The sequence below is a fragment of the Microbacterium meiriae genome (genome assembly GCF_040686935.1).
GTDB classification, from domain to species: Bacteria; Actinomycetota; Actinomycetes; order Actinomycetales; family Microbacteriaceae; genus Microbacterium; species Microbacterium meiriae.
Window position 1 is genome coordinate 223422 of sequence record NZ_JBFBMF010000004.1, and the last position, 22137, is coordinate 245558.

Here is a 22137-nt window from a genome sequence, read left to right on the forward strand (position 1 = left end):
GGTGGGACTTGGTACCTGACGGCAAAACCGGGGGGTCGCGGAGAGGGCGGGCCTACAGTCGCGGGTGGCAACGACGCCACTGACCTCGGGAGTCCTCAATGACGAGTGAAAAGACCCACGCGCACGGCCTCGGCATGCGCATCGCCGTGATCGTCCTCAGTCTTCTGCTGGCGGCGATGGTGCTGCTGTTCTTCGCCACGATGAGCAAGGTCTCCGCGGGGGCCGCGGAGCTCGCCGACGGCACGACCGCCGCGCGGGGCGGATCCGCGGACCTCGCCGCCGGTGCCTCCGACCTCGCCGCGGGAGCCGACGACCTGGCCGCGGGCACGCAGGATCTCGCGGCAGGCACCGCGACGGCGCAGCAGGGCTCCGAGAAGCTGAGCGACGGGGCGACGACGGCCGCCGCGGGCGCCACGACGCTCGCCGAGGGCGCCGGAACCCTCGCGGCGGGAGCCGCCACCGCTCTCGACGGTGCAGGACGCGTGAGCGGCGGAGCGCAGACGGCGCTCGCCGGGTCGCAGGAGCTCGCGGCGAAGATGGCGGCGGCGGATGCCGGGGCCCGAGAGCTCGTCGCGGGAGCGACCACGCTCGCCGCGGGCGTCGATGGCGCGCACCGGTACGCGAACGGCGTGCTCGAGGGCGCGACGACTCTGAGCACCACGCTGCGCGCCGGAGTGAGCGCCGACGTGCAGAAGCTCGCCCATCCGGACACGCAGACGCTGCTGACGGGCGTCGCCACGAGCGCTCCCGGCAATGCGCGGACGCTCGCCGCCGGTCTGCAGGGCCTCCTTGCCGCGAACCCCGCCGATGTGCAGCTCCAGCAGCTCGCGGCGCTCGCCGCCGGCGTCGAGAAGCAGGTCGGCGCGCTGGCAGCCCCCGCCGCGGCTGCTCCGGGCCTCGCACAGGGACTCATCGGCGCCGCCGACGGCTCCGCACGCGTCACAGCCGGCGTCGGCGCGCTCATCAACGGGGACTCCTCGAAGGGGTGGCCGGGGACCGTGGTGCTGGTCTCCCCGAAGGGCGCTCCCGCCCTGGTCGCCGGAGCGCAGACACTGCAGGACGGCACCTCCCGGCTCGCGGCGGGCGCGGCGGATCTCTCGTCCGGGCTGCAGACCCTCTCGACCGGGGCGTCGGCGCTGTACTCCGGCACCGCGGAGCTCAGCGCCGGCGCGGCGCGGCTCGACGACGGCGCCGGGTCTCTGGCCACGGGCGTCGGCGCGCTGCAGTCGGGTGCCGGTGACCTCCGGTCCGGGATGAGCGAACTCCGCACCGGCGCCGACGCGGTGGCCGAGGGCTCCGGGGCCCTTGCGAGCGGAGGCGCGAGGCTCGACGCCGGTGCCGCCGACCTCGCGGCCGGCAACGGACGTATCGCCGACGGTTCGGGCACCCTCGCGACGGCCACGGCGGGCGCCGCGCCCTCTCTGCTCCCGTGGATCCTCGGGATCGGTCTCGTCGGCCTGATCGCGATCGGGTTCTGGATCGGCCACCGCGTCGCCCACCGCTGATCGTCGATCCACCCCCTTCCGCGCGACCCACCCCCGTAAGTGACGCACTTTCGGGGGTGGGTCGGCGAGCGCGGGTCAGCGCTTCGGGAGCGGGATCGTGCCGGTGGCGATGCGCTCGGTGGGCATGCGGTCGCGATCGTAGGTGATCTCGTCGTAGCCGTGCGGGGTGGGCAGGCCGTCCTCGCCGATGCTGACGAACACGATCTCGTCGATGGTGAGGATGCGCTTTCGGGTGATCATGTTGCGCGCGACGGCCCGCATCGTGAGCGACGTCGTCCCGAAGCGGGTGGCCTGCAGCCCGATCTCGATGAGGTCGCCCTGCACCGCCGACGCCTCGAACGTGATGGCGGAGATGTGCCGGGTGACGACGCGGTAGTTGCCGAGCTGCACGATCGCGTAGATCGCGGCCTCCTCGTCGATCCACTTCAACAGGCTCCCGCCGAACAGCGTGCCGTTCGCGTTGAGGTCTTCCGGGCGCACCCACTTGCGGGTGCGGAAGTTCAGGCCGTCCTCGGACTGCCATGCCGGTGCTTTCTGTTTCGCCATGCCCCGAGGCTAGGCGGCTCGTGCGTCTGCGGTGTTACGCCGGGTTTTCGGGCGGGTGCACGCCGCCGCTCACAGCGGATCTGCTCCGGGCGGATTCGCTCCCGCCGTCATGACCGGAGCCGGATGCTGGGGACATGAGCGAAGACACCCCTCTCCCGCAGTTCGGCCCCGAGGCCCGGCGCGCCCTGTTCCACGAACGGGTGCTCGTCCTCGACGGCGCCCTCGACGACGACAACGGCACCCTCCTGATGACCCAGCTCCTCGGCCTCGCCGCGGAGGACCCGACGACCGACATCGCCCTCTGGATCCACTCGCCGGGCGGCTCCGTGCCGTCGATGCTGGCGATCCGCGATCTCATGCACCTCATCCCCAACGACGTCTCGACCCTCGCCCTGGGTCTCGCCTGCAGCGCGGGGCAGTTCCTGCTCTCCGCGGGGACGAAGGGCAAGCGGCGCGCTCTCCCGCACGCCCGGATCCTCATGCACCAGGGCTCGGCGGGGATCGGCGGATCGGCGGTGGAGATCGAGGCGCAGGCCGACGACCTCCGGCACATGCGTGACACCGTCCTCGGCCTCATCGCCGACGACACCGGCCAGCCCCTCGCGCGGATCTTCGAGGACTCCCTCCACGATCGCTGGTACACCGCGGCCGAGGCGCAGGGCTACGGGTTCATCGACGAGATAGTGCGGTCCGCGGCGGAGATCATGCCCCGCCGTCGTGCGCGGGTGGGACTGGGGGCGGACGTATGAGCAGCTACACGATCCCCAACGTCATCGCGCAGCACCCGCGGGGTGAGCGGGTGATGGACGTCTACTCGCATCTGCTCGCCGAGCGCGTCATCTACCTCGGAACCGGCATCGACGCGGGAGTCGCGAACGCCCTCATCGCGCAGCTCCTGCACCTCGACGCGGACAGCCCGGAGACCGCCGTCCAGTTCTACATCAACAGCGAAGGCGGGGATCCCGGTGCCGCGCTGGCGATCTACGACACCATGCAGCACATCCGTCCGCGGATCGCGACGACCTGCGTCGGGCAGGCCATCGGTCCGGCGGCGCTGCTCGTCGCGGCGGGGGCGCCGGGGGAGCGAGCGGCCCTCGCCCACGCGCGCATCGTGCTGCATCAGCCGGCCGGGCAGTCACGCGGAGCCATCCCGGACCTCATCCTCGCGGCCGACGAGGTCGTTCGGGTGCGGGCCGACATGGAGTCGATCCTCGCCCGGCACAGCGGTCGCGCGCTCTCGGAGCTGCGCGTCGACACCGACCGGGACCGGGTCTTCACCGCCGCCGCGGCTCTCGAGTACGGCCTCATCGACACCGTGCTCGGTCCCCGTGATCCGGATGCACGATGAGGTGACGGGTGCACGACGGATTCCCGAGATCCGTCGTGCACCCGGACTCCGGTCGTGCAGGTGAAACGGGAACCGGGGGTCAGGCGGCCAGGGCGAAGGCGCCGCGGGAGGTCGAGACCGCAGCCGTAGCGGGGGTGGCCTGACGGAGCTCCTCGGCGACCGCGCTCGTGAGCTCCACGAGGGAGGAGTCCAGCGCGCCGGCGATCGCGGCGATCATCTCGCTGGACGGCTCCTTCCGGCCGCGCTCGACCTCGGAGAGGTACTGCGGCGAGACCCCGGCCTTCTCCGCGGTCTCGCTGAGTGTCTCCCCGCGGTCATGGCGTCGCCGTCGCAGCTGATCGCCGAGCATCTCGCGCCACAGCGGTTCGGGTCCGTTGGACGGCGGACGGACGGGATGCGGGGCGCGGGGGAACGGGACGATGTCGGCCATGCCTCACGATAAGCCGCCGCCCGCGGGGCGATCGAGACGTTCTGCTCAGAGCAGAACGAGGGTCAGAGTGCGGCCCTGACTCCCGGCAGCAGCGCCCCCAGGATGTCCTGCAGCCGCTGCCGATCCTCCGCGGACAGCGGGTCGAGGATGAGCTCGCGGATCTGGGCCACGTGGACCGGTGCGGCCGCGCGGAGCATGTCCCGTCCGGCCGGGGTCAGCGTCGCGGAGAGGGTGCGCTTGTCCGTGCTGCACGAGGTCCGTTCCACCCACCCGCGCTCCTCCAGCGAGTCCAGGGCGTGGCTCAGGCGCGACCGGCTGAGTCCGGCGATGCGCGCGAGCTCGGTCATGGTGACGGCGTCCTCACCCTGGCCCGCGAGGGTGACGAGGATCGCGTAGCGGGCGTGGTTAAGGCCCACCTCGTCCTTCAGCGCCCGGTCGAGGACCTGCGGCAGCAGCTGGACGAACCGGATGATCGGCAGCCACGTCGCGAGTTCGTCGTCGTCGAGCCGCCGCGGGTGCCGCGCCTCGCTCATGTCGTGCTCCTCGGAGGTCACGCCGCGGTCAGGTCGATCGTGTGGGCCGTGTGGTCGCGCTTCGCCTGGAGATAGCGCGAGTTGGCTGCGGAGAGGTGCACCTCGGTGCGGACGCGCTCGGTGACCTGGATTCCGAGCCCGTCGAGCTGCGCGGCCTTGTCGGGGTTGTTGCTGAGCAGGCGGACGCGGTCCACGCCCAGCGCTCGCAGCATCTGCGCCGCCACGGTGTAGTCCCGCTCGTCCTCGCCGCGGCCGAGGGCCACGTTCGCTTCGTAGGTGTCGAGCCCGGCGTCCTGCAGCGCGTAGGCGTCGAGCTTGGCGTAGAGCCCGATGCCGCGGCCCTCCTGCCGCAGGTAGAGGAGGAAGCCGCCCTCGGCGGCGATCCGCTCCACGGCCTCCCGCAGCTGCGGTCCGCAGTCGCAGCGCTCGGAGCCGAACACGTCACCGGTGAGGCACTCGCTGTGCGGGCGGACGAGGGGCGCGACCCCGCCGTCGGCGGCGCGATCGAGGGCGGCCTGCCAGTCGCCGAGACCGAGCAGCAGGTGCTCGCGGCCGTCCACGAGTCCGTCGAAGGTCACGACGTCGGCCGTCGTGCCGAAGCCGTCCGCGAAGCGCAGGGGCACCCGCACGCGGGTGCGCTCCGCAGCGACCGTTGAAGTTTCAATCATGTGAGGGGAAACGCCGGAGACGCCTGGCTATTCCCGCAACCGTCCGGAGGCGATGACCGTGTCCGTCCGTGACGGAGGCAGACGGGGAGCGCCGCGCACTCGGTAGCCTCGCACCATGAGTCACTTCGTCAGCGCGACCCAGCTCTATGACCTCCTCCTGAACGGCGCCCCGATCCGGGTCATCGACGTGCGCTGGCGCCTCGACCGCCCAGAGGCGGGCCCGGGCGACTATCGCTCCGGCCACATCCCCGGCGCGGTGTTCGCGTCGTTGGATCAGGAGCTCTCCACACCCGGGGCGCCGACCGAGGGCCGCCATCCGCTCCCCTCGACGGAGACCCTGCAGGCGGCGGCCCGGCGATGGGGTGTGCGGCAGGGCGATACCGTCGTCGCCTACGACGACACCAAGGGACTCGCGGCGGCCAGGGCGTGGTGGCTGCTGCGGCAGGCAGGGGTCGACGTCCGGGTGCTCGACGGCGGGCTGCGCGCGTGGACCGCGGCCGGATACGACATGGCGACCGACGACGTCGTGCCGGAGACCGGCGATGTCGTCCTCGCGGATCCGGGCCAGGACGCTCTCTCGATCGATGAGGCGGCGGCGTTCCCGGAGAACGGGGTGCTGCTCGACGTCCGCGCCCCGGAGCGCTACCGCGGTGAGACCGAACCGCTCGACCCGATCGCCGGGCACATCCCCGGCGCCCGGAACCTCCCCACCACGCGGCACCTCGACGACAACGGGCGCATCCGCGACCGTGACACGGTGCTGGCGACGCTCGCCGAGGTCGGGGTCACCCCGGAGACGCCGGTGGCGGCCTACTGCGGGTCGGGAGTCACGGCGGCGCACACGGCTCTGGTGCTGCACGAGGTCGGCATCCCGGCGAAGGTCTTCCCCGGCTCCTGGAGCCAGTGGTCGAACACCCCGGGGCGGTCGGTCGCGACGGGGGATCAGCCGGGCTGATCGCCCCTGCGAGGACCGTACCCCCAGCGCAGACCGAGGGCGCCGGGGCCGAACGCCCGACGGACCTGATGCACCGACGTGCCCCAAGGTCGGGGGAGCGCGGTGACGACGGTGCCTCCGGCGGTCTCGACGAGCTCGTCGCACCAGTCCGGGACGGCATCCGGGTGGAAGCGCGTCCACACCAGGACCTCCCGGGCCTGGCGGGACAGGGCGTGTCCGGTCTCGCGATCCGACGGGTGGCCCGGCTCGTACTGCACCGACCACTCGAGCACCGCGGTGTCCGGAGCTGCGAGCGGGACGTCGAGTTCGATCAGCGCACCGTGCGCCTCGCCGTTCGGGTGGGAGTAGCGCGCGGTGACCCGTCCGCCGGCCACGGCCGTGAGTCGCGGCGGAGGCCCGGGCACGCCGGGGGTGAGGTCGAGGACGGGGATGGCGGTGATCACGCCGCTCGTCGACTGCACGATGCTGCGGGTGAGGCAGGAGGACACCTCGCCGTCAGCGTCGACGTCCGTGACGGAATGGACGGTGAGCTCCCGCGACGGGTCCGGGTACGTGGCGCCGAGGGCGGCGTAGACCTCGCGGACGGCCCGTTCCATGTCGACCTGCTCCAGCGGGAACCCCTGCGGTCCCAGGGGTCCTGTGCGGTGCGGACGGAGGAGACGGCTCAACGCCCCGGATTCGAGGCACAGCAGGTCCTCGATGTCGGCGAGGGCGGCGAGGGACTGCGGTCCTTCCGGGCGACGGGCCCCCGAGCGCCAGTAGCTCAGCGTGGCCATCGAGACGCGGTTGCCCCGGTCGCGGAGCTGCCGCTGCAACCACGACAGCGTCACCGGTCTCGCATTGATCGCATCGCGCAGTGCCGCGGCGAACGCGTCCGGCGTCGCCGCTCTCCTCTCGCCGTCCCCAAAACCCATCACAGCCCCCGCCCGGTATGTGAAGAACACACCTCTACAGTGAGCATAAGACCGCACGCGCGCACCTCAGGGGACCAGGTGGGCATGTGGGTCACGGGGCTGCGATGTCGCGGGGAGGGTGCCCGACCCGGCGACAGCGGCCCGACGCAGTGATGCCCCCCTTGCTGCGTATGTCGTGAAGCCCGGCAATCGATCTGGGGAGATCCGCCGGGCTTCACGAGCATCCCCGGGCGCGTGCGGCTCGCGGCCCCGCGTAGACTGGGGGGAAACCCCGGAGGATCTGGCCGTTATGTCTGCCCCTGCTCGCGCGTTCACCATGCGCCACGTGCAATTGCTGCGCGCGTTGTTCGCGGCCGTCGCCGCCCTGATGATCACCTTCTCCTCGGATCACTCCGCCGCGGTCGGTCTCGCCGTCTTCAGCGGCTTCGCGCTGGTCACCGCCCTCGTGCACATCCTCGCGGCCTGGCTCGTCCTCCCCGCGGGGTCGCGCTGGGCGGCGATCCTCCTCGCGGTCGTCAGCGTCATCGCTGGTATGGCGAGCGGTGTGCCCGCGTGGCGCACCGATGACATGTTCTTCATCGTCCTCATCACCTGGGGCGTGCTCAGCGGTGGCCTCGAGCTGCTCGCCGGCATCCGGGCCCGCCGCGCCGGGGGAGCGCTCGCCACCGACGCGATCACCGTCGGGGCTCTCGGCCTGCTCCTCGCCGTCGTCCTGCTGCTGATCCCCTCGGGCTTCGTCCAGGAGTACACGATCGAGAAGGCGGGCACGTTCCAGCTGTCCGGCATCATCCTCGGCGTGGGGATGTTCGGAGGGTATGCGGCCATCGTCGCCGTCTTCCTCGGCATCGCCGGCCTCACCCCGAAGCGTGCGGACGCCGATGACGTCGCTCCCGCCCCCGAGAACGATGCGGCTCCTGTGGAGCACGGAGGAGAGCGATGAGCGACGACAAGCCCACCCGACGGGACATCCTGCGTCCCCTCCACCTGCTCGGCATCGCCCTGGGCTGCGGCGTGTTCGCCATGGTGGTCACTCTCGTCTCCACCGGCGCGTTCACCCTCCGCGTGAACACGGCCATCGCGAACGGCACCTACGAGGGTCTCACCCCCGTGGCGTTGAGCCTCGTCGTGGGTGGCGGCGCCTTCATCGCGACGCTCCTGATCCTCGCGATGCTGATGCTCGCGATCGACCCCGCCGACGTCACCAAGACCATCGACCGCCCCGTGCTCTACGACGCGGAGGACGACGGCAAGGGTGACGGCACCACCGACGAGCCGGGACGCCCCGCCTCGACCTGATCCGTCATACGGGCGGAATATCGGTGAGGTCCTTCCGCTTGTCCCTGGAGTGACTGCCTCCGTCGACCGCGCCTCCATCGGACTCCGGTCGGAGCGCGGACCCATCCTCGGCGCGCTCATGCTCGCCACCGGCCTCATCGCGATCGACGCGACGATCCTCGCGACCGCGGTTCCGAGCATCGTGCGCGACCTCGGCAGCTATCAGCAGTTCCCGTGGCTGTTCTCCGTGTACCTCCTGGCGCAGGCCGTCAGCGTGCCCATCTACTCCCGCTTCGCGGACACGGTGGGCCGGAAGCCGATAATCCTGCTCGGCATCGCCCTGTTCCTGCTCGGATCGATCCTCTGCGGGTTCGCCTGGAGCATGCCGGCGCTGATCGTCTTCCGCATCATCCAGGGCATCGGCGCCGGTGCCGTCGCGCCGATGTCGATGACCATCGTCGGCGACATCTACACGGTCGCCGAACGCGCCAAGGTGCAGGGATACGTCGCGAGCGTCTGGGCCATCTCCTCGGTCGTGGGCCCGGCGCTCGGCGGGATCTTCGCGCAGCTCGACGCCTGGCGATGGATCTTCTGGATCAACGTCCCGCTGTGTCTGATCGCCGGGTGGATGCTGCTGCGCACCTACCGGGAGCAGAAGCAGACGCAGAAGCACAGCATCGACTACGGCGGAGCGGTGCTGCTCACGATCGGGTTGACCGCGCTCATCCTCGGCATGCTGGAGGGCGGGAACGCGTGGGCCTGGCTGTCGGTGCCGAGCGCCCTCTGCTTCGGTATCGGGGTGGTCGCGTTGGTGGCCTTCGGGGTCGTCGAGCGCCGGGTCGCGGAGCCGATCGTCGATCTGCGCCTCGTCACACGTCGGCTCATCCTCACGACGACCATCGTGTCGCTCGGCATCGGGGCGTTGATGCTCGGGGTGACGAGCTTCGCCCCCGCCTACCTCGAGGGGTCCATCGGCATCGCTCCGCTGCTGTCAGGTCTCGCGGTGGCTGCTCTGACCCTCGGCTGGCCGCTCGCCGCCGCGAACGCCGGCCGGCTGTACCTGCGCATCGGCTTCCGCCGCACCACCCTGATCGGCATGAGCATCACCACGGTCGCCGCCGTCGCGCTCGCCGCCGTCGCCTCCTGGCCGAACCCGTTCGTCGTCGCCGGCATCGCGTTCCTCCTCGGCTTCGGGCTCGGGTGGAGTGCCGCGCCGACCCTCATCGCCGCCCAGGCCTCGGTCGGCTGGGGCGAGCGCGGAGCGGTGACCGGGATGAACGCGTTCGCACGGTCCGCGGGAAGCGCCGTGGGGGTGGCGGTGTTCGGGGCGATCTCCAACGCCGTCATCGCGCAGGGCGCGGGACCCGACGACCCCGACACGATCATCCACGCGTCGGTGTGGGTGTTCGTCGCGGTCGCCGTGACCGCCGTGCTCACCCTGATCGCCGCCGCGTTCATGCCGAAGGACAGCGTCGAGGAGCACTCCGGGGAGTCCGGCTCCTAGCTCCCCGGGCTCAGCGGGCGAGGCGCTCCGCGATACCGGTGTAGGTCGCGGGGGTCAGTGCGAGCAGCCGCTGCTTGGCCGCGTCGCCGATCTCCAGGCCCTGCACGAACTCGGCGAGGTCGGCGGCGCCCACCCGGTGTCCGCGCGTGAGCTCCTTGAGGAGCGCATACGGGTCCTGGATGTTCGACCGGCCGGCGACGACCTCGGCACGGATCACCGTCTGGATCGCCTCGGCCAGCACCTCCCAGTTCACGTCGAGGTCGGCGAGCAACACGTCGCGCGACAGCGAGATCGCGTTCAGGCCGCGGCGCAGGTTGTCGAGCGCGAGCAGCGAGTGCCCGAATGCGACGCCGATGTTGCGCTGCGTGGTGGAGTCGGTGAGGTCGCGCTGCAGGCGGCTCGTGACGAGGGTCTGGCCGAGCGAGGCGAGCAGAGCGCCAGAGATCTCCAGGTTGGCCTCGGCGTTCTCGAAGCGGATCGGGTTGATCTTGTGCGGCATCGTCGACGAGCCGGTGGCCCCGGCGACCGGGATCTGCGCGAAGTAGCCGAGCGAGATGTAGGTCCAGATGTCCGTCGCGAGGTTGTGCAGGATACCGCCGGCGTGACGCACGCGGTCGTACAGCTCCACCTGCCAGTCGTGCGACTCGATCTGCGTCGTCAGCGGGTTGAACCCGAGACCGAGCCCTTCGATGTACTCGCGGGCGATGGTCGGCCAGTCGGCGTCCGGGTCGGCCGCGAGGTGAGCGGACCAGGTGCCGGTCGCTCCGGAGAACTTCGCGAGGTACTCGGAGCCGGCGATCTGGCTGCGCACGCGCTCGAGGCGCCAGGCGAAGACCGCGAGTTCCTTGCCCATGGTCGAGGGCGTGGCGGGCTGCCCGTGCGTGCGGGAGAGCATGGCGGCGTCGGCGTGCTCGACGGCGAGCTCCCGCAGCTTCGCGATCACGGTGTCGAGAGCCGGGAGCCAGACCTCCTCGACGGCGCGCTTGACGGTGAGCGCGTAGGACGCGGAGTTGATGTCCTCGCTCGTCGCCGCGAAGTGCGTCAGCTCGGCGATGTGGTCGAGCCCGAGCGTGGCGAGCCGGTCGCGCACGAGGTACTCGATGGCCTTCACGTCGTGCTGCGTGACGGCCTCCTTCTCGGCGAGCCAGTCGATCTCGGCCTGCCCGAAGTCGCGGTAGAGCGCGCGCAGGCGCTCCTTGTCGTCGTCCGACAGGGGGCTCGTCTCGAACAGCGAGCGGTCGGTGAGGGCGATCAGCCATTCCACCTCCACCTCGACCCTGGCGCGGTTGAGTCCGGCCTCGGAGAGGAAGTCGGCGAGCCCGGTGACGGCGCCGCGATAGCGGCCGTCGAGGGGGCTGAGGGGCTGCGGCGGGAGCGAAGGCTGGAAAGTCAGGGGAATCCTCCTGATCAGGCCCCGAAGGTTCGGGGCGTGCGGGGCAGGCGCAGGGCGGGTTCGAGCTGGCGGAACAAGCCGCGAGTCGCCGTCTCGATCATACCGAGCACCGAATCGAACATCTCCGGGCCCGCGTAGTAGGGGTCGGGGACGTCGTGGGTCGAGGCGTCGGGATCGAAGGCGAGGAGGAGGGTCACCTTGCCGTCCTCGTCCTCGTCCCTGGCCCATTCGCGGAGGATGCGCTCGTGCGTGCGGTCCAGGGCGACCACGAGGTCGTTCTCTGCGAAGGACGCGGCGGTGAACTGGCGGGCGCGGTGCAGCGAGCCGTCGTAGCCGCGACGGGCGAGCGCATCGATGGTGCGGTGATCGGCGCGCTCCCCGAGATGCCAGTCCCCGGTGCCCGCGCTGCGGGAGACGATCCGGGAACCGAGACCCTGCCGTTCCGCGAGGTCCCGGAATACGGCCTCCGCCATGGGGGAGCGGCAGATGTTGCCGGTGCAGACGAAGATCACGCGGAAGGGATCTCGGGCTGTCACGGATCCATTCTGCCGGTCGACGCGGTTCCTGCACAGCGCCGCCCGGATCGCGACCCGCCTTCGACTCTCCTGCACCGTGGTGTGTGGGCGACGACTGTCCACGGTCCGTGCCCGTGTGAGGCGCATCCGGAGCCGGGGAACGAAGGGCGGGGAAAGGGTGGATCCATGTCGTCCTTCCCTCTCACCGCCCTCTCTCCCGGTGTCGACCCCGCGCTGCGCGCCGCAGTGCTGTCCGAGCTGGATGCGGCCGGGGAGCGACTCGACGAGGCGGCGTCCGTGCTGACGGCCCTGCGTGATGCGTGCTCCTGGGAATCCGAGGGGGTCGAGGCGCTGCGGACGGCGCTCTGGCGGCTGTCCGAGGACGCGGCGCCGGTGCGCGCCATGATGCAGCAGTGCCGCAGGGAGGCGGAAGCGGCATGAGCGGGCTCAGCATCGACCACGGCGGCGCGATCGCCGTGGACACCGCGCAGCTTCGCGACCTCGCGGTACGGGTGCGGGGCGTCGTCCCGGTGTTGGCGGAGGTGGCCGATGCCGTGGCGCGCGCGGAGGCGCTGCTCGCCACGGCGGCGTGGACGGAGCTGGCCCCCGCTGCCTGGTCGCTGCGGTCCGTGGCGACGTCGCTGGACGGGCTGACGGCCCGCGTCGAGAAGACGGCCGCCGACCTCGTCCTGATGGCCGAGGCGTACGAGGTCGTCGAGCTGCGCGCGCAGGCGGAGGCGCTGGCGCACACCGACGCGGCCGCCGCCGCCGCGGTGGAGGCGCGCCTGGCGCGGCTCCTCGCCTCGGACGGGAGTGTGGGAACGCTCGCGGACACTCTGGAGCGGACCGCGGATGCCCGGCGGTTCCGCGGCCTCGACGACCAGTACGACGCCGCCGGTCTGCTCCCACCGGTCTTCCTGGGCGGTGCGTTCGTAGGGGTGACGTCGGGACTCGGGCGCGTCCGACCGGGAATGGCGCTCGGCGCGACGGCCGATCCGGTACGCGTCTCCGTGGCCTCACGCTCGCGGCCGACCGGTGCACCGAGCGGACTGGCGAGTGCGCTCCGCCGCCTGCCGTCCGCCTCCGGGGCGCAGGTGGCGATCGAGAAGTACACGATGCCCGGTGAGGCGCCGCGATACGTCGCCTACCTCGCCGGCAGCCGCTCGATGTCGCTCCGCACGGCCGGCGGGACGGAACCGTGGGACATGAAGTCGAACATCGAGCTCTACACCGGGGGCGGGTCCGCGTCGTATCAGGCGACCCTCGATGCCCTGGCCGCGGCCGGTGCGAGACCCGGGGATCGGGTGGATGTCGTCGCGCACTCGCAGGGTGGGATGATCGCGGCGCACCTGGCGATGGAGAGCCCGTTCGCGGTCACGACTCAGATCACCGCCGGAAGCCCCGTGGAGCCGACGCTCTCCGCCGATCACACACTGGTGCAGCTTCGGCACACCGACGACGTGGTGTCCGCGCTCGCCGCGGGAGGGGCGAGGGAGGGCACAGGCTCGGCCGACAGCTTCACCGCGAGCCGGGTGGGCGACCCCGACGCCGGTCAGCAGGACCTCGCGCTCGAGACGCACTCCCTGGAGAACTACATGGAGACCGCGGCGATGGTGGATGCCTCCGCCGACCCGCGGGCGGAGGCTCTCGACGCCTACTGGGCGGACCTGGACCGCGCCGTCACCGTCGACCGCACCGAGTACCGCGCGGAGCGTGTGCTCCCCGATCCGTGAGCCGCACGCGGCGTCGGCAGACGTCGGTGGACGGGTCAGTCGCGGCGGGAGCGCTTGTTCTGCGGGCGCAGGATGAAGCCGAAGATGCCGTTGATGATCGAGATGATCAGGGCGGCGAGAACACCCCACCAGAACGACTCGACCGTCAGGCCCCATCCGAAGCTGCTGGTGATCCAGGCGGTCAGCCAGAGCAGGAAGCCGTTGATGAGGAAGCCGATGAGGCCGAACGTGATGATGTACAGCGGGAAGGCGACGATCTTCACGACCGTGCCGATGATGGTGTTCACCAGCGCGAAGAGGGCTCCGACCGCGAGGAGCGTCAGGACGAGCTGCAGCGTCTCGCCCGGCGGGAAGGCGCGCACCGTGACCTGGAGCACGGGGATGAGCGTGACGACCCAGATGGCGAACGCGTTGACGACGACCCGGATGATGAAGCGCATGATGTGTTCAGTCTCCCACGCGGGGCTCGCGGTGTCAGCCGCGGTCGTCCACCGGACGGATGTGGGCGGCGAGGACCTGGGAGATCTCCCCGAGATCCATCCGGCTCTGCGCGACATCGATCACGAACTCGAAGGCTTCGTCGTTCGTAAAGGTGAGGTCGTAGCCGTTCAGCCGGATGAAGATGAAGGTGAGATAGAGCGCCGTGCGCTTGTTCCCGTCGAACAGTGCGTGATTCTGGGCGACGGAGCTCATCAGGGCGGCCGCCTTCTCCGCGAAGGTCGGATACGCATCGACGCCGAACATCCCGGCGGCAGGTCGCGCCAGAGCGGAGAAGAGCAGTCCCTCGTCGCGCACATGCAGGCCGAGCTTCGCGATCAGCGCGAGGGCCTGCTCGGGCTCGATGTACTCGGTGGCCATCGATCAGGCGTCCTCGAGGCGCGTGATGGCGTCGCCGTAGCGTTCGGTCACCTCGTCCGCGAGCGCCAGAACTCGATCGGTCTTGGACTCGCTGTTCGCGAACCGGGTGGCCGCCTCGATGATCACGGCGTGCTTGGAGACGTGCCGGGCGCGTGCGATGTCTTCGAGCCGGGCATCGAGTTCCGCAGGGAGTCGCACCGTCATAGCCATACCAGAATGGTATCACCGCACACTCAGCCCCGAAAAGGTGGCGGGCCACACGTCCTAGACTCGACGCGTGACCGAGCCGACCCTGCCCCGCATCCGTCCCGCCATCGCCTCCCTGGCTCCGTATCGTCAGGGCAAGCAGGCCGGTCCGGAGGCCTTCAAGCTCTCCAGCAACGAGAACCCATTCGACCCGCTGCCCTCGGTCCTCGACGCGCTGCAGCACACGACGCCGATGAACCGGTATCCCGACGCCACGGCCGGCCGTCTCCGCGCGCGGCTCGGGTCCCGCTACGGGGTCGAGCCCGAGCAGGTCCATGTCGCCTCCGGCAGTGTCGCGATCCTGCACCAGCTCGTGCTCGCCACGGCCTCCGTCGGCGACGAGGTCGTCTACGCCTGGCGATCGTTCGAGGCGTATCCGAGCCTGCCGCTGGTCGCCGGGGCGACCGGGGTGCAGGTGCCGCTGACCGCCGACTCCCGCCACGACCTCGACGCGATGGCCGACGCCGTGACCGACCGCACGCGCGCGATCATCGTCTGCACGCCCAACAACCCGACCGGCCCGATCGTCACCTCCGCCGAGTTCGCGGCCTTCGTGGACCGCGTGCCCTCTGACGTGCTCATCATCCTCGACGAGGCCTACGCCGAGTTCGTCACCGCCCCCGACGCCGTCGACGGCCTGGCCGAGCGCGTCTTCGAGGCGCACCCGAACGTGGTCGTCCTCCGCACGTTCTCCAAGGCCTACGGTCTGGCCGGGCTCCGGGTCGGCTATGCGATCGGCCACGAGAAGGTGCTCGACGCGGCGCGGACGACCGGCATCCCACTGTCGGTGACATCCGCGGCCGAGAACGCCGCCATCGCGAGCCTCGACGCCGAAGCCGAGCTCCTGGAGCGCGTCGCCGTGATCGTCGAACGCCGCGCCCGTCTCGTCGAGGGGCTCCGCGCGCAGGGCTGGGAGGTGCCGGACGCCCAGGGCAACTTCGTCTGGCTGCCGACCGGCGCGCGTACGGACGAGGTCGCGGCGGCGTTCGTCGACGCCGACCTGATCGTGCGCCCGTTCTCCGGCGACGGCATCCGGATCTCCGTCGGCGAGGAGGCGGCCGTCACCCGTGTGCTGGAGGTCGCCGCAACCCTCCGCTGAGCGCGACGCCGCCCGGCGAACCGCGGAATCTCGGGGTTCCGGGGAGATACGAGGGCGTCCTAGGTATGCGTGACCCGGCATGCCGACGCGGGTAGCGTGGGGGCCGTGAGCACCTCTGAGACCCCCCTCGTGCGCGTCCTGGACGAGACCGGAAAGGTCGCCCCGACGCCGGCCGCGGAGCAGTACCTGCCGCTCATCGAGGCCATCCCCGACGACGAGCTCGCGCAGTTCTACCGCGACATGGTGGGCATCCGCGCGATCGACACCCAGGCCACCAACCTGCAGCGCCAGGGCCAGCTCGCCCTGTGGCCGCCGAGCCGCGGACAGGAGGCGGCGCAGGTCGGCTCCGGTCGGGCCGCCCGCGCGCAGGACACGATCTTCCCCTCGTACCGCGAGCACGCCGTCACCCGGATCCGCGGCGTGGACCCGGTCGACATCATCAAGCTCATGCGCGGCGTCTCCCACGGTGGCTGGGACCCGACCGATCCGAAGAACGGCAACACCCGCCTCTACACGCTCGTGCTCGGCTCCCAGGTGCTGCACGCCGCCGGCTATGCCATGGGTCTCACCTTCGACGGCCGCACCGGCACCGGCGACCCCGAGCGCGACGAGGCGGTCGTCGTGTACTACGGCGACGGGGCCTCCAGTCAGGGCGATGTGCATGAGGCGATGGTGTTCGCGGCCAGCTACCAGGCCCCGACGCTGTTCTTCCTGCAGAACAACCACTGGGCGATCTCGGTCCCCGTCACCACGCAGTCCCGGGTGCCGCTCGTGCAGCGCAGCGCCGGGTACGGCATCCCCAGCGTCCGCGTGGACGGCAACGACGTCCTCGCCAGCTACGCGGTGTCCCGCGTGGCCCTCGACGAGGCGCGCGGCGGCGGCGGCCCTCGCGCCATCGAGGCCGTGACCTACCGGCTCGGCGCGCACACGACCAGCGACGACCCCACGAAGTACCGCGGCGACGACGAGGAGCTCGCGTGGGCCGGGCGCGACCCGATCGTCCGGATGCGCGCGTTCCTGGAGAACCGCGGCGCCGAGGAGAGCTTCTTCGCCGAGGTCGACGCCGAGGCCGCCGACGCCGCGGAAGACCTCCGCGCCCGCACCGTGCAGCTCGGCCCGCCCCGCGCCGACCTCATGTTCGACCACGTGTACAGCGAGCCGCATCCGCTGATCGAGGAGCAGAAAGCCTGGCGCGCCCGCTACGAGGCGTCGTTCGAAGGAGAGGGCCAGTGACCCGGGAGACCATGCCGCTCGGCAAGGCGCTGAACGCCGGTATGCGCAAGGCGATGGAGGACGACCCGAAAGTCCTCCTCATGGGCGAGGACATCGGCAAGCTCGGCGGCGTGTTCCGCATCACCGAGCACCTGCAGCGCGACTTCGGGGAGCAGCGCGTGCTGGACACCCCGCTCGCGGAGTCGGCCCTGGTCGGAACCGCGATCGGCCTCGCGATGGCCGGGTTCCGTCCCGTCGTCGAGATCCAGTTCGACGGCTTCGTCTTCCCCGCGTTCGACCAGATCACCACCCAGCTCGCCAAGCTCACCAACCGGCACGAGGGGTCGCTGCGGCTGCCCGTCGTGATCCGCATCCCATCCGGCGGGCACATCGGGGCGGTCGAGCACCACCAGGAGAGCCCGGAGGCGTACTTCACGCACACCCCCGGTCTGCGCGTGGTATCGCCGTCCACCGCGAACGACGCCTACTGGATGATCCAGGAGGCCATCGCGTCGGACGACCCGGTGATCTTCCTGGAGCCGAAGAGCCGGTACTGGCCGAAGGGCGAGGTCGAGCTCGACGCTCCCGCCGTCCCGCTGCACTCCTCGCGGGTGGTGCGGACCGGGACGGACGTGACGCTCGTCGGACACGGCGCCATGGTCACGACGCTGCTGCAGGCCGCCGCCCTCGCCGAGGCCGAGGGCACGAGCTGCGAGGTCGTCGACGTGCGCTCGCTGTCGCCGGTGGACTACGAGCCGATCCTCGGGTCGGTACGCAAGACGGGCCGCATGGTCTACGCGCAGGAGGCCCCGGGATTCACGAGCCTCGGCAGCGAGATCGCCGCGACCGTCATGGAGCGCGCGTTCTACGCCCTCGAGGCTCCGGTGCTGCGCGTCTCCGGCTACGACACCCCGTTCCCGCCCGCGAAGCTCGAGGGCGCCTACCTGCCGGACGCCGACCGCATCCTCGAAGCCGTCGACCGCTCCCTGGCCTACTGACACCGACGTTCCATGTTCACAACTCAGGACAACCACCCCCTTCACCCGTCCAGCGCGGGCGCAGGGGGGCGCACCGGTTCGAGTCTCCTGAGTTATGAACGCGGCCCACGAAAGGACTCCGCATGAGCACGCAGAACTTCCCCCTCCCGGACGTCGGCGAAGGGCTGACCGAGGCCGAGATCGTCGCGTGGAAGGTGGCGCCGGGTGACCGGGTGGCCATCAACGACGTCATCTGCGAGATCGAGACCGCGAAGTCCCTGGTCGAGCTGCCCTCCCCGCACGCGGGCGTGGTCGGCGAGCTGCTCGTCGACGAGGGGGCGACGGTCGAGGTCGGCACCCCGATCATCACCTTCGTGACCGACCCTGCGGCGGGCTCGGGGAACGGTTCGGTGGCGCCCGGCACCGTCGCGACGGCGGAGGCGCCCGCGCCCGAGGAGGGCGGCGGGTCGGTGCTCGTCGGCTACGGCTCCGGAAGCGGCGCGACCTCGCGGCGCAAGCGCCCGGCCGAGCGCCCCGTGCGGTCGTCGGTCGGCGTGATCGCGAAGCCGCCGATCCGCAAGCTCGCCCGCGACCTCGGCGTCGACCTCACGAGCGTGACGCCCACGGGCGCCGACGGCGAGGTCACCCGCGACGACGTCATGAAGCACGCCTCGCAGGCCAGCGTCTTCCGCAACATCGAGACCCCGGAGTGGGGGAGCGTGCGCGAGGAGACCGTCCCGGCACCGCAGGCCCCGTCCGGCCTGGCGCGCGGCCTCGCGCCGGTGCGCCCGTCGGCGGCCGGCGACGACCGCACCGAGTCCATTCCCGTGAAGGGCGTGCGCAAGGCGACGTCGTCGGCGATGGTGCAGAGCGCGTACTCCGCCCCGCACGTGACGGTGTGGAAGGAGATCGACGCCACCCGCACGATGGAACTCGTCAAGCGCCTCAAGGCCTCGCCGGACTACGCCGACATCAAGGTCTCGCCCCTGCTCATCATGGCCCGCGCGGTGATCTGGGCGGTGCGCCGGACGCCGATGGTCAACGCGGCCTGGATCGACACGGAGGCCGGGGCCGAGATCGCCGTGCGCCACTACGTGAACCTCGGCATCGCCGCCGCCACGCCTCGGGGTCTGCTCGTGCCGAACATCAAGGACGCCCAGGACCTCAGCATGAAGGATCTCGCCCGCGCCCTGAACCGGCTCACGCTCACAGCACGCGAGGGCAAGACCCCGCCGGCCGACCAGCAGAACGGCACGATCACCATCACGAACATCGGCGTGTTCGGGATGGACGCGGGCACTCCAATCATCAACCCGGGCGAGGCCGGCATCGTCGCCATGGGCACGATCAGCCAGAAGCCCTGGGTCGTCGACGGCGAGGTGCGCCCGCGCTGGGTGACCACGGTCGCCGGCTCGTTCGACCACCGCGTGATCGACGGCGACGGCATGAGCCGGTTCATCGCCGACGTCGCCTCCATCCTCGAGGAGCCCGCGCTCCTGGTGGACTGAGTTGGCCACGGTTCGGCGCGGCCCGAACGATCGGGTGGCGAGAATGGACGGATGAGAACCACGCGGAGCGTCGACCTGCCGGTGTTGTACTTCGGGACTCCCGTCGCGCTGATCACCACCGTCAACCCCGACGGGTCGTCGAACATCAGCCCGATCTCGTCCGCATGGGCGCTGGGGACGCGGTACATGCTCGGACTGGGTGCCGAAGGGCAGGCCGCCGCGAACATCGGACGGGTCAGGGACCTCGTCATCAACCTCCCCTCCGCCGACCTCGTGCACGCCGTGGAGGCGATCGCGCCGACCACCGGTCGCTCGCCGGTTCCCGCCGAGAAGGTTCCCGCATACCGGCATGAGCCGGACAAATGGAGTCTCGGGGGCTTCACCCCTGTGCCGTCGGAGGCGGTGATCCCGTTCCGGATCGCGGAATGCCCGGTGCAGATCGAAGCGCGCGTGGCCCAGATCATCCCGATCGACGGCGGCGACGCGCTGGCGGTCGAAGCCGAGGTCCTGCAGGTCCACGTGCACGAGGACATCTTGAAGGCGTACGGACCCGACCGCATCGACACGGACAAGTGGGACCCTCTGTCCTACGCCTTCCGCCATTACTTCGCCCAGGGGCCTCGGGTCGGCTCCAACTTCCGCGCGCCGCTCCTCGACGACCCCGTCGTGGCGTGATCGTCGATCCCTCGTCCGTGTCCCAGCTGGGACACGCGCTCAGCAGCCCGACCCGGGTGCAGATGTGTCTGGCGCTCCTCGACGGCCGGGCATGGACGTCCGGCGAGCTCGCGCGTGCCGCCGGGGTGTCGAGGTCGACGGCGTCGGAGCACCTGACGACGCTCCTCGACGTCCGGCTCGTCGCGCTCCGCCGACAGGGGCGGCACTCCTACGTCACGCTCGCGTCCCCCGATGCCGCGCACATCATCGAGGCCGCGACGGCGTACGCCGGGAAGGCGGCTCCGGTCTCGAGCCTCCGTTCGGCGACGGCGCGAGACGGCATGGCCCTGGCCCGCACCTGCTACGACCACTTCGCCGGTCGCCTGGGGGTCGCCCTCTTCGACGCCCTCGTCGAGCGGGGGCACCTCACGCCGGACCTGACGGTGACCGCGACGGGGCGCGACCTGTTCGAGAGCATCGCGGGGCCGGACGCGTTGGTGCCGTCGTCTCGTCGTCCTCTTGTGCGGAGCTGCCTCGACTGGACGGAACGGCGCTCGCATCTCTCGGGTCACCTCGGCGCCGTCCTCCTCCGCACCGCGCGCGACCGAGGCTGGATCCACCCTCAGCAGACCTCGCGTGCCGTGACGATCTCTCCCGCCGGCACGGCCGCCTTCCACACTCTCTTCGGTATTCCGCCGACACTGTCCTGACCGCGATCGGCATCGGGCGTCCCGTGACACAGGCGTTCGCGCGAGAACAGGCTCTGGAGTGGGGGAGAGCCTGAACTCCGGCGTTCGCCTGAGTTCGCGCGGGGGCCTGTTCCCACGACAGGCCGGCGGGGCAGGCGTTCGCGCGAGGACAGGCTGCCAGGGGCGGGAGAGCCTGAACTCGCGCGCTTGCCTATTCTCGCGAGAGAGGGCGGCTCGCGAGGAGAGCGGGCGGCTGACGCAAGAGGGGGGTCAGGCGGTGAGACGCTGCTCCGCGAGGCGGGGGACGGCACGCTCCCTGGCAGCCCTCCGGGCGGTCGCGATCGCGCCGGCTGACACGACCTCCGCGCCGAGTGTGGAGGCGAGGATCTCGGGTGCGGGCAGGTGCAGCTCGTCCGGGAGGATCCGGCGGGCGGCGGCCAGCACAGGCTCGATGCTCTCCGCCACGGCCCCGCAGATGATCACGCGGGCCGGGTCGTACATGCTGCCGAGCACCCCGACGACGCGGGCGAGGGTGGCCCCCACGCGCTCGGCGACGCGCAGGGCGTCGGCGTCTCCGGAGGCGGCGAGGGTCAGCACCAGCCGCGGATCGACCGGCCCGTCCGCCACGAGCCGTGCGAGGATTCCGTCTGCGGCAGCGCCCCCGTCCTTGACGGCGCTCCGAGCCTGTTCCTCCACGGCGTGCCGGAGGCCCACCGCCGAGCCGACACCGATGATGTGATCGAACACCACGCCCTCGCCGACGCCGCCGTGGGCGCCGTGCAGCACGTGCCCGTCGACGACGACGCCGCCGCCGAAGCGCTCGCTGGCGAGCAGGGCCACATAGTCGCGGCAGTCGCCGGCGACCCCGAGCGTCCCCTCGGCGATCGCGGCCAGCTGGGCGTCGTTCTTGACCTCGACCACCGGGGCCCAGTCGCGCAGAGCCTCCGCGAGGCCGGGGTTCGTGCGCTCCCAGAAGCCGTCGGGGTGCGGGGGCGAGATGCCGTCGCGGTTCACGGGGGCGGCGACGCCGGCGCACACCGCGAGCACGCGCTCCGCGGGCACCCCGGCCTCGTCGCGCGCGGCGGTGAGGTGCTGCAGGATCGTCGCCCGGCGGTCCTCGACGCTCTGCGCGGGGTCGACCTCCACGCGATGATGGACGAGCGTGCGATCGAGCAGATCCGCGACGGTGACCGCGAGATGGGTGTCGCCGGCGTCGATGCCCATCACCACGCCGAGGTCTGCCGCGAGGGCGAAGCGGCGCGCGGGGCGCCCGGAGCGGTAATCGCCGATGGCGCGGGCGTTGGGCAGCTCGCGCAGCACCTCCGCGGTGACGAGGGTATCGATCGCGTCGATGGTGGTCGAGCGCGTGAGCGAGGTGCCGGCCATGGCCTCGGTGGCGGTGAACTCGCCGGCCGTCCAGGCGAAGTCGAGCACCGCGCTCACGCTCGCGCGGCCGGTGCCGAGTCCCGTCGAGACCTCTGTCACTCCCCTTGACCTTTCTGTCGCCCAGATGAGACAGTACCTCTAGACGGACTAAATTCGCTCACTAGATTTATTCCGCGGATCTACGAAAGG

The 22137-nt window shown here is 71.3% G+C and carries 26 protein-coding genes; 15 read left to right on the forward strand and 11 right to left on the reverse strand.

Annotation, left to right across the window (positions count from 1 at the left end; translation table 11 throughout):
* The first annotated feature begins 98 nt into the window (after positions 1 to 98).
* Positions 99 to 1505 carry a hypothetical protein gene (locus AB0P08_RS14345; RefSeq protein WP_363590291.1) on the forward strand — a complete coding sequence of 469 codons (1407 nt, stop codon included), beginning with the start codon at positions 99 to 101 and terminating at the stop codon, positions 1503 to 1505.
* A 75-nt stretch (positions 1506 to 1580) separates the two neighbouring features.
* Here AB0P08_RS14345 and AB0P08_RS14350 read toward each other — a convergent pair whose 3' ends face one another.
* Complete coding sequence (locus tag AB0P08_RS14350) at positions 1581 to 2051, reverse strand: acyl-CoA thioesterase (protein ID WP_081811533.1); 471 nt, start codon at positions 2049 to 2051, stop codon at positions 1581 to 1583.
* Between the two features lie 134 nt (positions 2052 to 2185).
* Here AB0P08_RS14350 and AB0P08_RS14355 point away from each other — a divergent pair, with 134 nt between their 5' ends.
* Together AB0P08_RS14355 and AB0P08_RS14360 are read left to right on the forward strand one after the other, a co-directional pair.
* Positions 2186 to 2800: a ClpP family protease gene (locus AB0P08_RS14355; protein WP_187662710.1), complete on the forward strand. Its 615-nt coding sequence runs from the start codon at positions 2186 to 2188 to the stop codon at positions 2798 to 2800.
* Positions 2797 to 3399: a ClpP family protease gene (locus AB0P08_RS14360; RefSeq protein ID WP_363590292.1), complete on the forward strand. Its 603-nt coding sequence runs from the start codon at positions 2797 to 2799 to the stop codon at positions 3397 to 3399. The genes AB0P08_RS14355 and AB0P08_RS14360 overlap by 4 nt, the downstream gene beginning before the upstream one ends.
* 79 nt (positions 3400 to 3478) lie before the next feature.
* Here AB0P08_RS14360 and AB0P08_RS14365 read toward each other — a convergent pair whose 3' ends face one another.
* The 3 genes from AB0P08_RS14365 to AB0P08_RS14375 form a co-directional block, all read right to left on the reverse strand.
* Positions 3479 to 3829 (reverse strand): helix-turn-helix domain-containing protein, encoded by a 351-nt coding sequence (locus AB0P08_RS14365; protein ID WP_363590293.1) that lies wholly within the window; start codon positions 3827 to 3829, stop codon positions 3479 to 3481.
* 62 nt (positions 3830 to 3891) lie between these two features.
* Complete coding sequence (locus tag AB0P08_RS14370) at positions 3892 to 4362, reverse strand: MarR family winged helix-turn-helix transcriptional regulator (protein ID WP_363590294.1); 471 nt, start codon at positions 4360 to 4362, stop codon at positions 3892 to 3894.
* Positions 4363 to 4379: 17 nt separating this feature from the next.
* Positions 4380 to 5030: a GTP cyclohydrolase II gene (locus AB0P08_RS14375; RefSeq protein ID WP_363590295.1), complete on the reverse strand. Its 651-nt coding sequence runs from the start codon at positions 5028 to 5030 to the stop codon at positions 4380 to 4382.
* A 115-nt stretch (positions 5031 to 5145) separates the two neighbouring features.
* Between AB0P08_RS14375 and AB0P08_RS14380 the strand changes: the two genes are divergently transcribed.
* Positions 5146 to 5985, forward strand: a complete 840-nt coding sequence (locus AB0P08_RS14380) for a sulfurtransferase (RefSeq protein WP_363590296.1) — start codon at positions 5146 to 5148, stop codon at positions 5983 to 5985.
* On the opposite strand, the gene AB0P08_RS14385 is transcribed toward AB0P08_RS14380, so the two are convergent.
* Entirely contained in the window at positions 5973 to 6899 is a 927-nt protein-coding gene (locus AB0P08_RS14385) for a hypothetical protein (RefSeq protein WP_363590297.1), read from the reverse strand. The two genes, AB0P08_RS14380 and AB0P08_RS14385, sit on opposite strands and share 13 nt — an antisense overlap.
* A 289-nt stretch (positions 6900 to 7188) precedes the next feature.
* Between AB0P08_RS14385 and AB0P08_RS14390 the strand changes: the two genes are divergently transcribed.
* From AB0P08_RS14390 to AB0P08_RS14400, 3 genes are read left to right on the forward strand one after another with little or no spacing between them, the layout of a single operon-like run.
* The gene (locus tag AB0P08_RS14390) at positions 7189 to 7839 is read left to right on the forward strand and encodes an acyl-CoA synthetase (RefSeq protein WP_315636706.1); all 651 of its coding nucleotides are present in this window, start codon (positions 7189 to 7191) and stop codon (positions 7837 to 7839) included.
* Positions 7836 to 8195, forward strand: a complete 360-nt coding sequence (locus tag AB0P08_RS14395) for a hypothetical protein (RefSeq protein WP_187662702.1) — start codon at positions 7836 to 7838, stop codon at positions 8193 to 8195. The genes AB0P08_RS14390 and AB0P08_RS14395 overlap by 4 nt, the downstream gene beginning before the upstream one ends.
* 49 nt (positions 8196 to 8244) lie before the next feature.
* On the forward strand, positions 8245 to 9678 hold the full coding sequence (locus tag AB0P08_RS14400) for an MFS transporter (RefSeq protein WP_363590298.1): 1434 nt from the start codon (positions 8245 to 8247) through the stop codon (positions 9676 to 9678).
* A 10-nt stretch (positions 9679 to 9688) separates the two neighbouring features.
* Here AB0P08_RS14400 and purB read toward each other — a convergent pair whose 3' ends face one another.
* Together purB and AB0P08_RS14410 are read right to left on the reverse strand one after the other, a co-directional pair.
* Complete coding sequence (purB, locus tag AB0P08_RS14405; RefSeq protein WP_363590437.1) at positions 9689 to 11071, reverse strand: adenylosuccinate lyase; 1383 nt, start codon at positions 11069 to 11071, stop codon at positions 9689 to 9691.
* Positions 11072 to 11085: 14 nt separating this feature from the next.
* Entirely contained in the window at positions 11086 to 11607 is a 522-nt protein-coding gene (locus tag AB0P08_RS14410; protein WP_187662700.1) for a low molecular weight protein-tyrosine-phosphatase, read from the reverse strand.
* A 165-nt stretch (positions 11608 to 11772) separates the two neighbouring features.
* Between AB0P08_RS14410 and AB0P08_RS14415 the strand changes: the two genes are divergently transcribed.
* Both AB0P08_RS14415 and AB0P08_RS14420 read left to right on the forward strand, forming a co-directional pair.
* A complete protein-coding gene (locus AB0P08_RS14415; protein WP_363590299.1) occupies positions 11773 to 12027 on the forward strand; it encodes a hypothetical protein in 255 nt (84 codons plus the stop codon).
* Positions 12024 to 13319, forward strand: coding sequence for a hypothetical protein (locus AB0P08_RS14420; RefSeq protein ID WP_363590300.1), 1296 nt, complete (start codon positions 12024 to 12026; stop codon positions 13317 to 13319). The genes AB0P08_RS14415 and AB0P08_RS14420 overlap by 4 nt, the downstream gene beginning before the upstream one ends.
* A gap of 35 nt (positions 13320 to 13354) precedes the next feature.
* Here the strand turns inward: AB0P08_RS14420 and AB0P08_RS14425 are convergent, their stop codons facing one another.
* Genes AB0P08_RS14425 through AB0P08_RS14435 form a run of 3 tightly spaced genes read right to left on the reverse strand, consistent with a single transcriptional unit; the run spans position 13355 to position 14387 of the window.
* On the reverse strand, positions 13355 to 13759 hold the full coding sequence (locus tag AB0P08_RS14425) for a phage holin family protein (protein ID WP_187662697.1): 405 nt from the start codon (positions 13757 to 13759) through the stop codon (positions 13355 to 13357).
* Between the two features lie 34 nt (positions 13760 to 13793).
* Positions 13794 to 14177 (reverse strand): type II toxin-antitoxin system death-on-curing family toxin, encoded by a 384-nt coding sequence (locus tag AB0P08_RS14430; RefSeq protein ID WP_280569130.1) that lies wholly within the window; start codon positions 14175 to 14177, stop codon positions 13794 to 13796.
* A gap of 3 nt (positions 14178 to 14180) precedes the next feature.
* Positions 14181 to 14387: a ribbon-helix-helix protein, CopG family gene (locus AB0P08_RS14435; protein WP_101847995.1), complete on the reverse strand. Its 207-nt coding sequence runs from the start codon at positions 14385 to 14387 to the stop codon at positions 14181 to 14183.
* 67 nt (positions 14388 to 14454) lie between these two features.
* Here AB0P08_RS14435 and AB0P08_RS14440 point away from each other — a divergent pair, with 67 nt between their 5' ends.
* From AB0P08_RS14440 to AB0P08_RS14465, 6 genes are all read left to right on the forward strand, one after another.
* Positions 14455 to 15522, forward strand: coding sequence for a histidinol-phosphate transaminase (locus AB0P08_RS14440; RefSeq protein ID WP_363590301.1), 1068 nt, complete (start codon positions 14455 to 14457; stop codon positions 15520 to 15522).
* Positions 15523 to 15627: 105 nt separating this feature from the next.
* Positions 15628 to 16755: a thiamine pyrophosphate-dependent dehydrogenase E1 component subunit alpha gene (locus tag AB0P08_RS14445; RefSeq protein WP_363590302.1), complete on the forward strand. Its 1128-nt coding sequence runs from the start codon at positions 15628 to 15630 to the stop codon at positions 16753 to 16755.
* Positions 16756 to 16766: 11 nt separating this feature from the next.
* A complete protein-coding gene (locus tag AB0P08_RS14450) occupies positions 16767 to 17732 on the forward strand; it encodes an alpha-ketoacid dehydrogenase subunit beta (protein WP_363590438.1) in 966 nt (321 codons plus the stop codon).
* Between the two features lie 122 nt (positions 17733 to 17854).
* On the forward strand, positions 17855 to 19219 hold the full coding sequence (locus AB0P08_RS14455; RefSeq protein ID WP_268776921.1) for a dihydrolipoamide acetyltransferase family protein: 1365 nt from the start codon (positions 17855 to 17857) through the stop codon (positions 19217 to 19219).
* Positions 19220 to 19270: 51 nt separating this feature from the next.
* Entirely contained in the window at positions 19271 to 19894 is a 624-nt protein-coding gene (locus tag AB0P08_RS14460; protein WP_259952566.1) for a flavin reductase family protein, read from the forward strand.
* Positions 19895 to 19911: 17 nt separating this feature from the next.
* Positions 19912 to 20583 (forward strand): ArsR/SmtB family transcription factor, encoded by a 672-nt coding sequence (locus tag AB0P08_RS14465; RefSeq protein WP_363590303.1) that lies wholly within the window; start codon positions 19912 to 19914, stop codon positions 20581 to 20583.
* A gap of 249 nt (positions 20584 to 20832) precedes the next feature.
* On the opposite strand, the gene AB0P08_RS14470 is transcribed toward AB0P08_RS14465, so the two are convergent.
* The gene (locus AB0P08_RS14470; protein ID WP_363590304.1) at positions 20833 to 22047 is read right to left on the reverse strand and encodes an ROK family protein; all 1215 of its coding nucleotides are present in this window, start codon (positions 22045 to 22047) and stop codon (positions 20833 to 20835) included.
* Between the last annotated feature and the right edge of the window lie 90 nt (positions 22048 to 22137).

Excerpts from the sequence above, each read along its gene's own strand:
- AB0P08_RS14345 (WP_363590291.1), top strand. The coding sequence starts at position 99 with ATGACGAGTGAAAAGACCCACGCGCACGGCCTCGGCATGCGCATCGCC.
- AB0P08_RS14350 (WP_081811533.1), bottom strand. The coding sequence starts at position 2,051 with ATGGCGAAACAGAAAGCACCGGCATGGCAGTCCGAGGACGGCCTGAAC.
- AB0P08_RS14355 (WP_187662710.1), top strand. The coding sequence starts at position 2,186 with ATGAGCGAAGACACCCCTCTCCCGCAGTTCGGCCCCGAGGCCCGGCGC.
- AB0P08_RS14360 (WP_363590292.1), top strand. The coding sequence starts at position 2,797 with ATGAGCAGCTACACGATCCCCAACGTCATCGCGCAGCACCCGCGGGGT.
- AB0P08_RS14365 (WP_363590293.1), bottom strand. The coding sequence starts at position 3,829 with ATGGCCGACATCGTCCCGTTCCCCCGCGCCCCGCATCCCGTCCGTCCG.
- AB0P08_RS14370 (WP_363590294.1), bottom strand. The coding sequence starts at position 4,362 with ATGAGCGAGGCGCGGCACCCGCGGCGGCTCGACGACGACGAACTCGCG.
- AB0P08_RS14375 (WP_363590295.1), bottom strand. The coding sequence starts at position 5,030 with ATGATTGAAACTTCAACGGTCGCTGCGGAGCGCACCCGCGTGCGGGTG.
- AB0P08_RS14380 (WP_363590296.1), top strand. The coding sequence starts at position 5,146 with ATGAGTCACTTCGTCAGCGCGACCCAGCTCTATGACCTCCTCCTGAAC.
- AB0P08_RS14385 (WP_363590297.1), bottom strand. The coding sequence starts at position 6,899 with ATGGGTTTTGGGGACGGCGAGAGGAGAGCGGCGACGCCGGACGCGTTC.
- AB0P08_RS14390 (WP_315636706.1), top strand. The coding sequence starts at position 7,189 with ATGTCTGCCCCTGCTCGCGCGTTCACCATGCGCCACGTGCAATTGCTG.
- AB0P08_RS14395 (WP_187662702.1), top strand. The coding sequence starts at position 7,836 with ATGAGCGACGACAAGCCCACCCGACGGGACATCCTGCGTCCCCTCCAC.
- AB0P08_RS14415 (WP_363590299.1), top strand. The coding sequence starts at position 11,773 with ATGTCGTCCTTCCCTCTCACCGCCCTCTCTCCCGGTGTCGACCCCGCG.
- AB0P08_RS14420 (WP_363590300.1), top strand. The coding sequence starts at position 12,024 with ATGAGCGGGCTCAGCATCGACCACGGCGGCGCGATCGCCGTGGACACC.
- AB0P08_RS14425 (WP_187662697.1), bottom strand. The coding sequence starts at position 13,759 with ATGCGCTTCATCATCCGGGTCGTCGTCAACGCGTTCGCCATCTGGGTC.
- AB0P08_RS14430 (WP_280569130.1), bottom strand. The coding sequence starts at position 14,177 with ATGGCCACCGAGTACATCGAGCCCGAGCAGGCCCTCGCGCTGATCGCG.
- AB0P08_RS14435 (WP_101847995.1), bottom strand. The coding sequence starts at position 14,387 with ATGGCTATGACGGTGCGACTCCCTGCGGAACTCGATGCCCGGCTCGAA.
- AB0P08_RS14450 (WP_363590438.1), top strand. The coding sequence starts at position 16,767 with ATGCCGCTCGGCAAGGCGCTGAACGCCGGTATGCGCAAGGCGATGGAG.
- AB0P08_RS14455 (WP_268776921.1), top strand. The coding sequence starts at position 17,855 with ATGAGCACGCAGAACTTCCCCCTCCCGGACGTCGGCGAAGGGCTGACC.
- AB0P08_RS14460 (WP_259952566.1), top strand. The coding sequence starts at position 19,271 with ATGAGAACCACGCGGAGCGTCGACCTGCCGGTGTTGTACTTCGGGACT.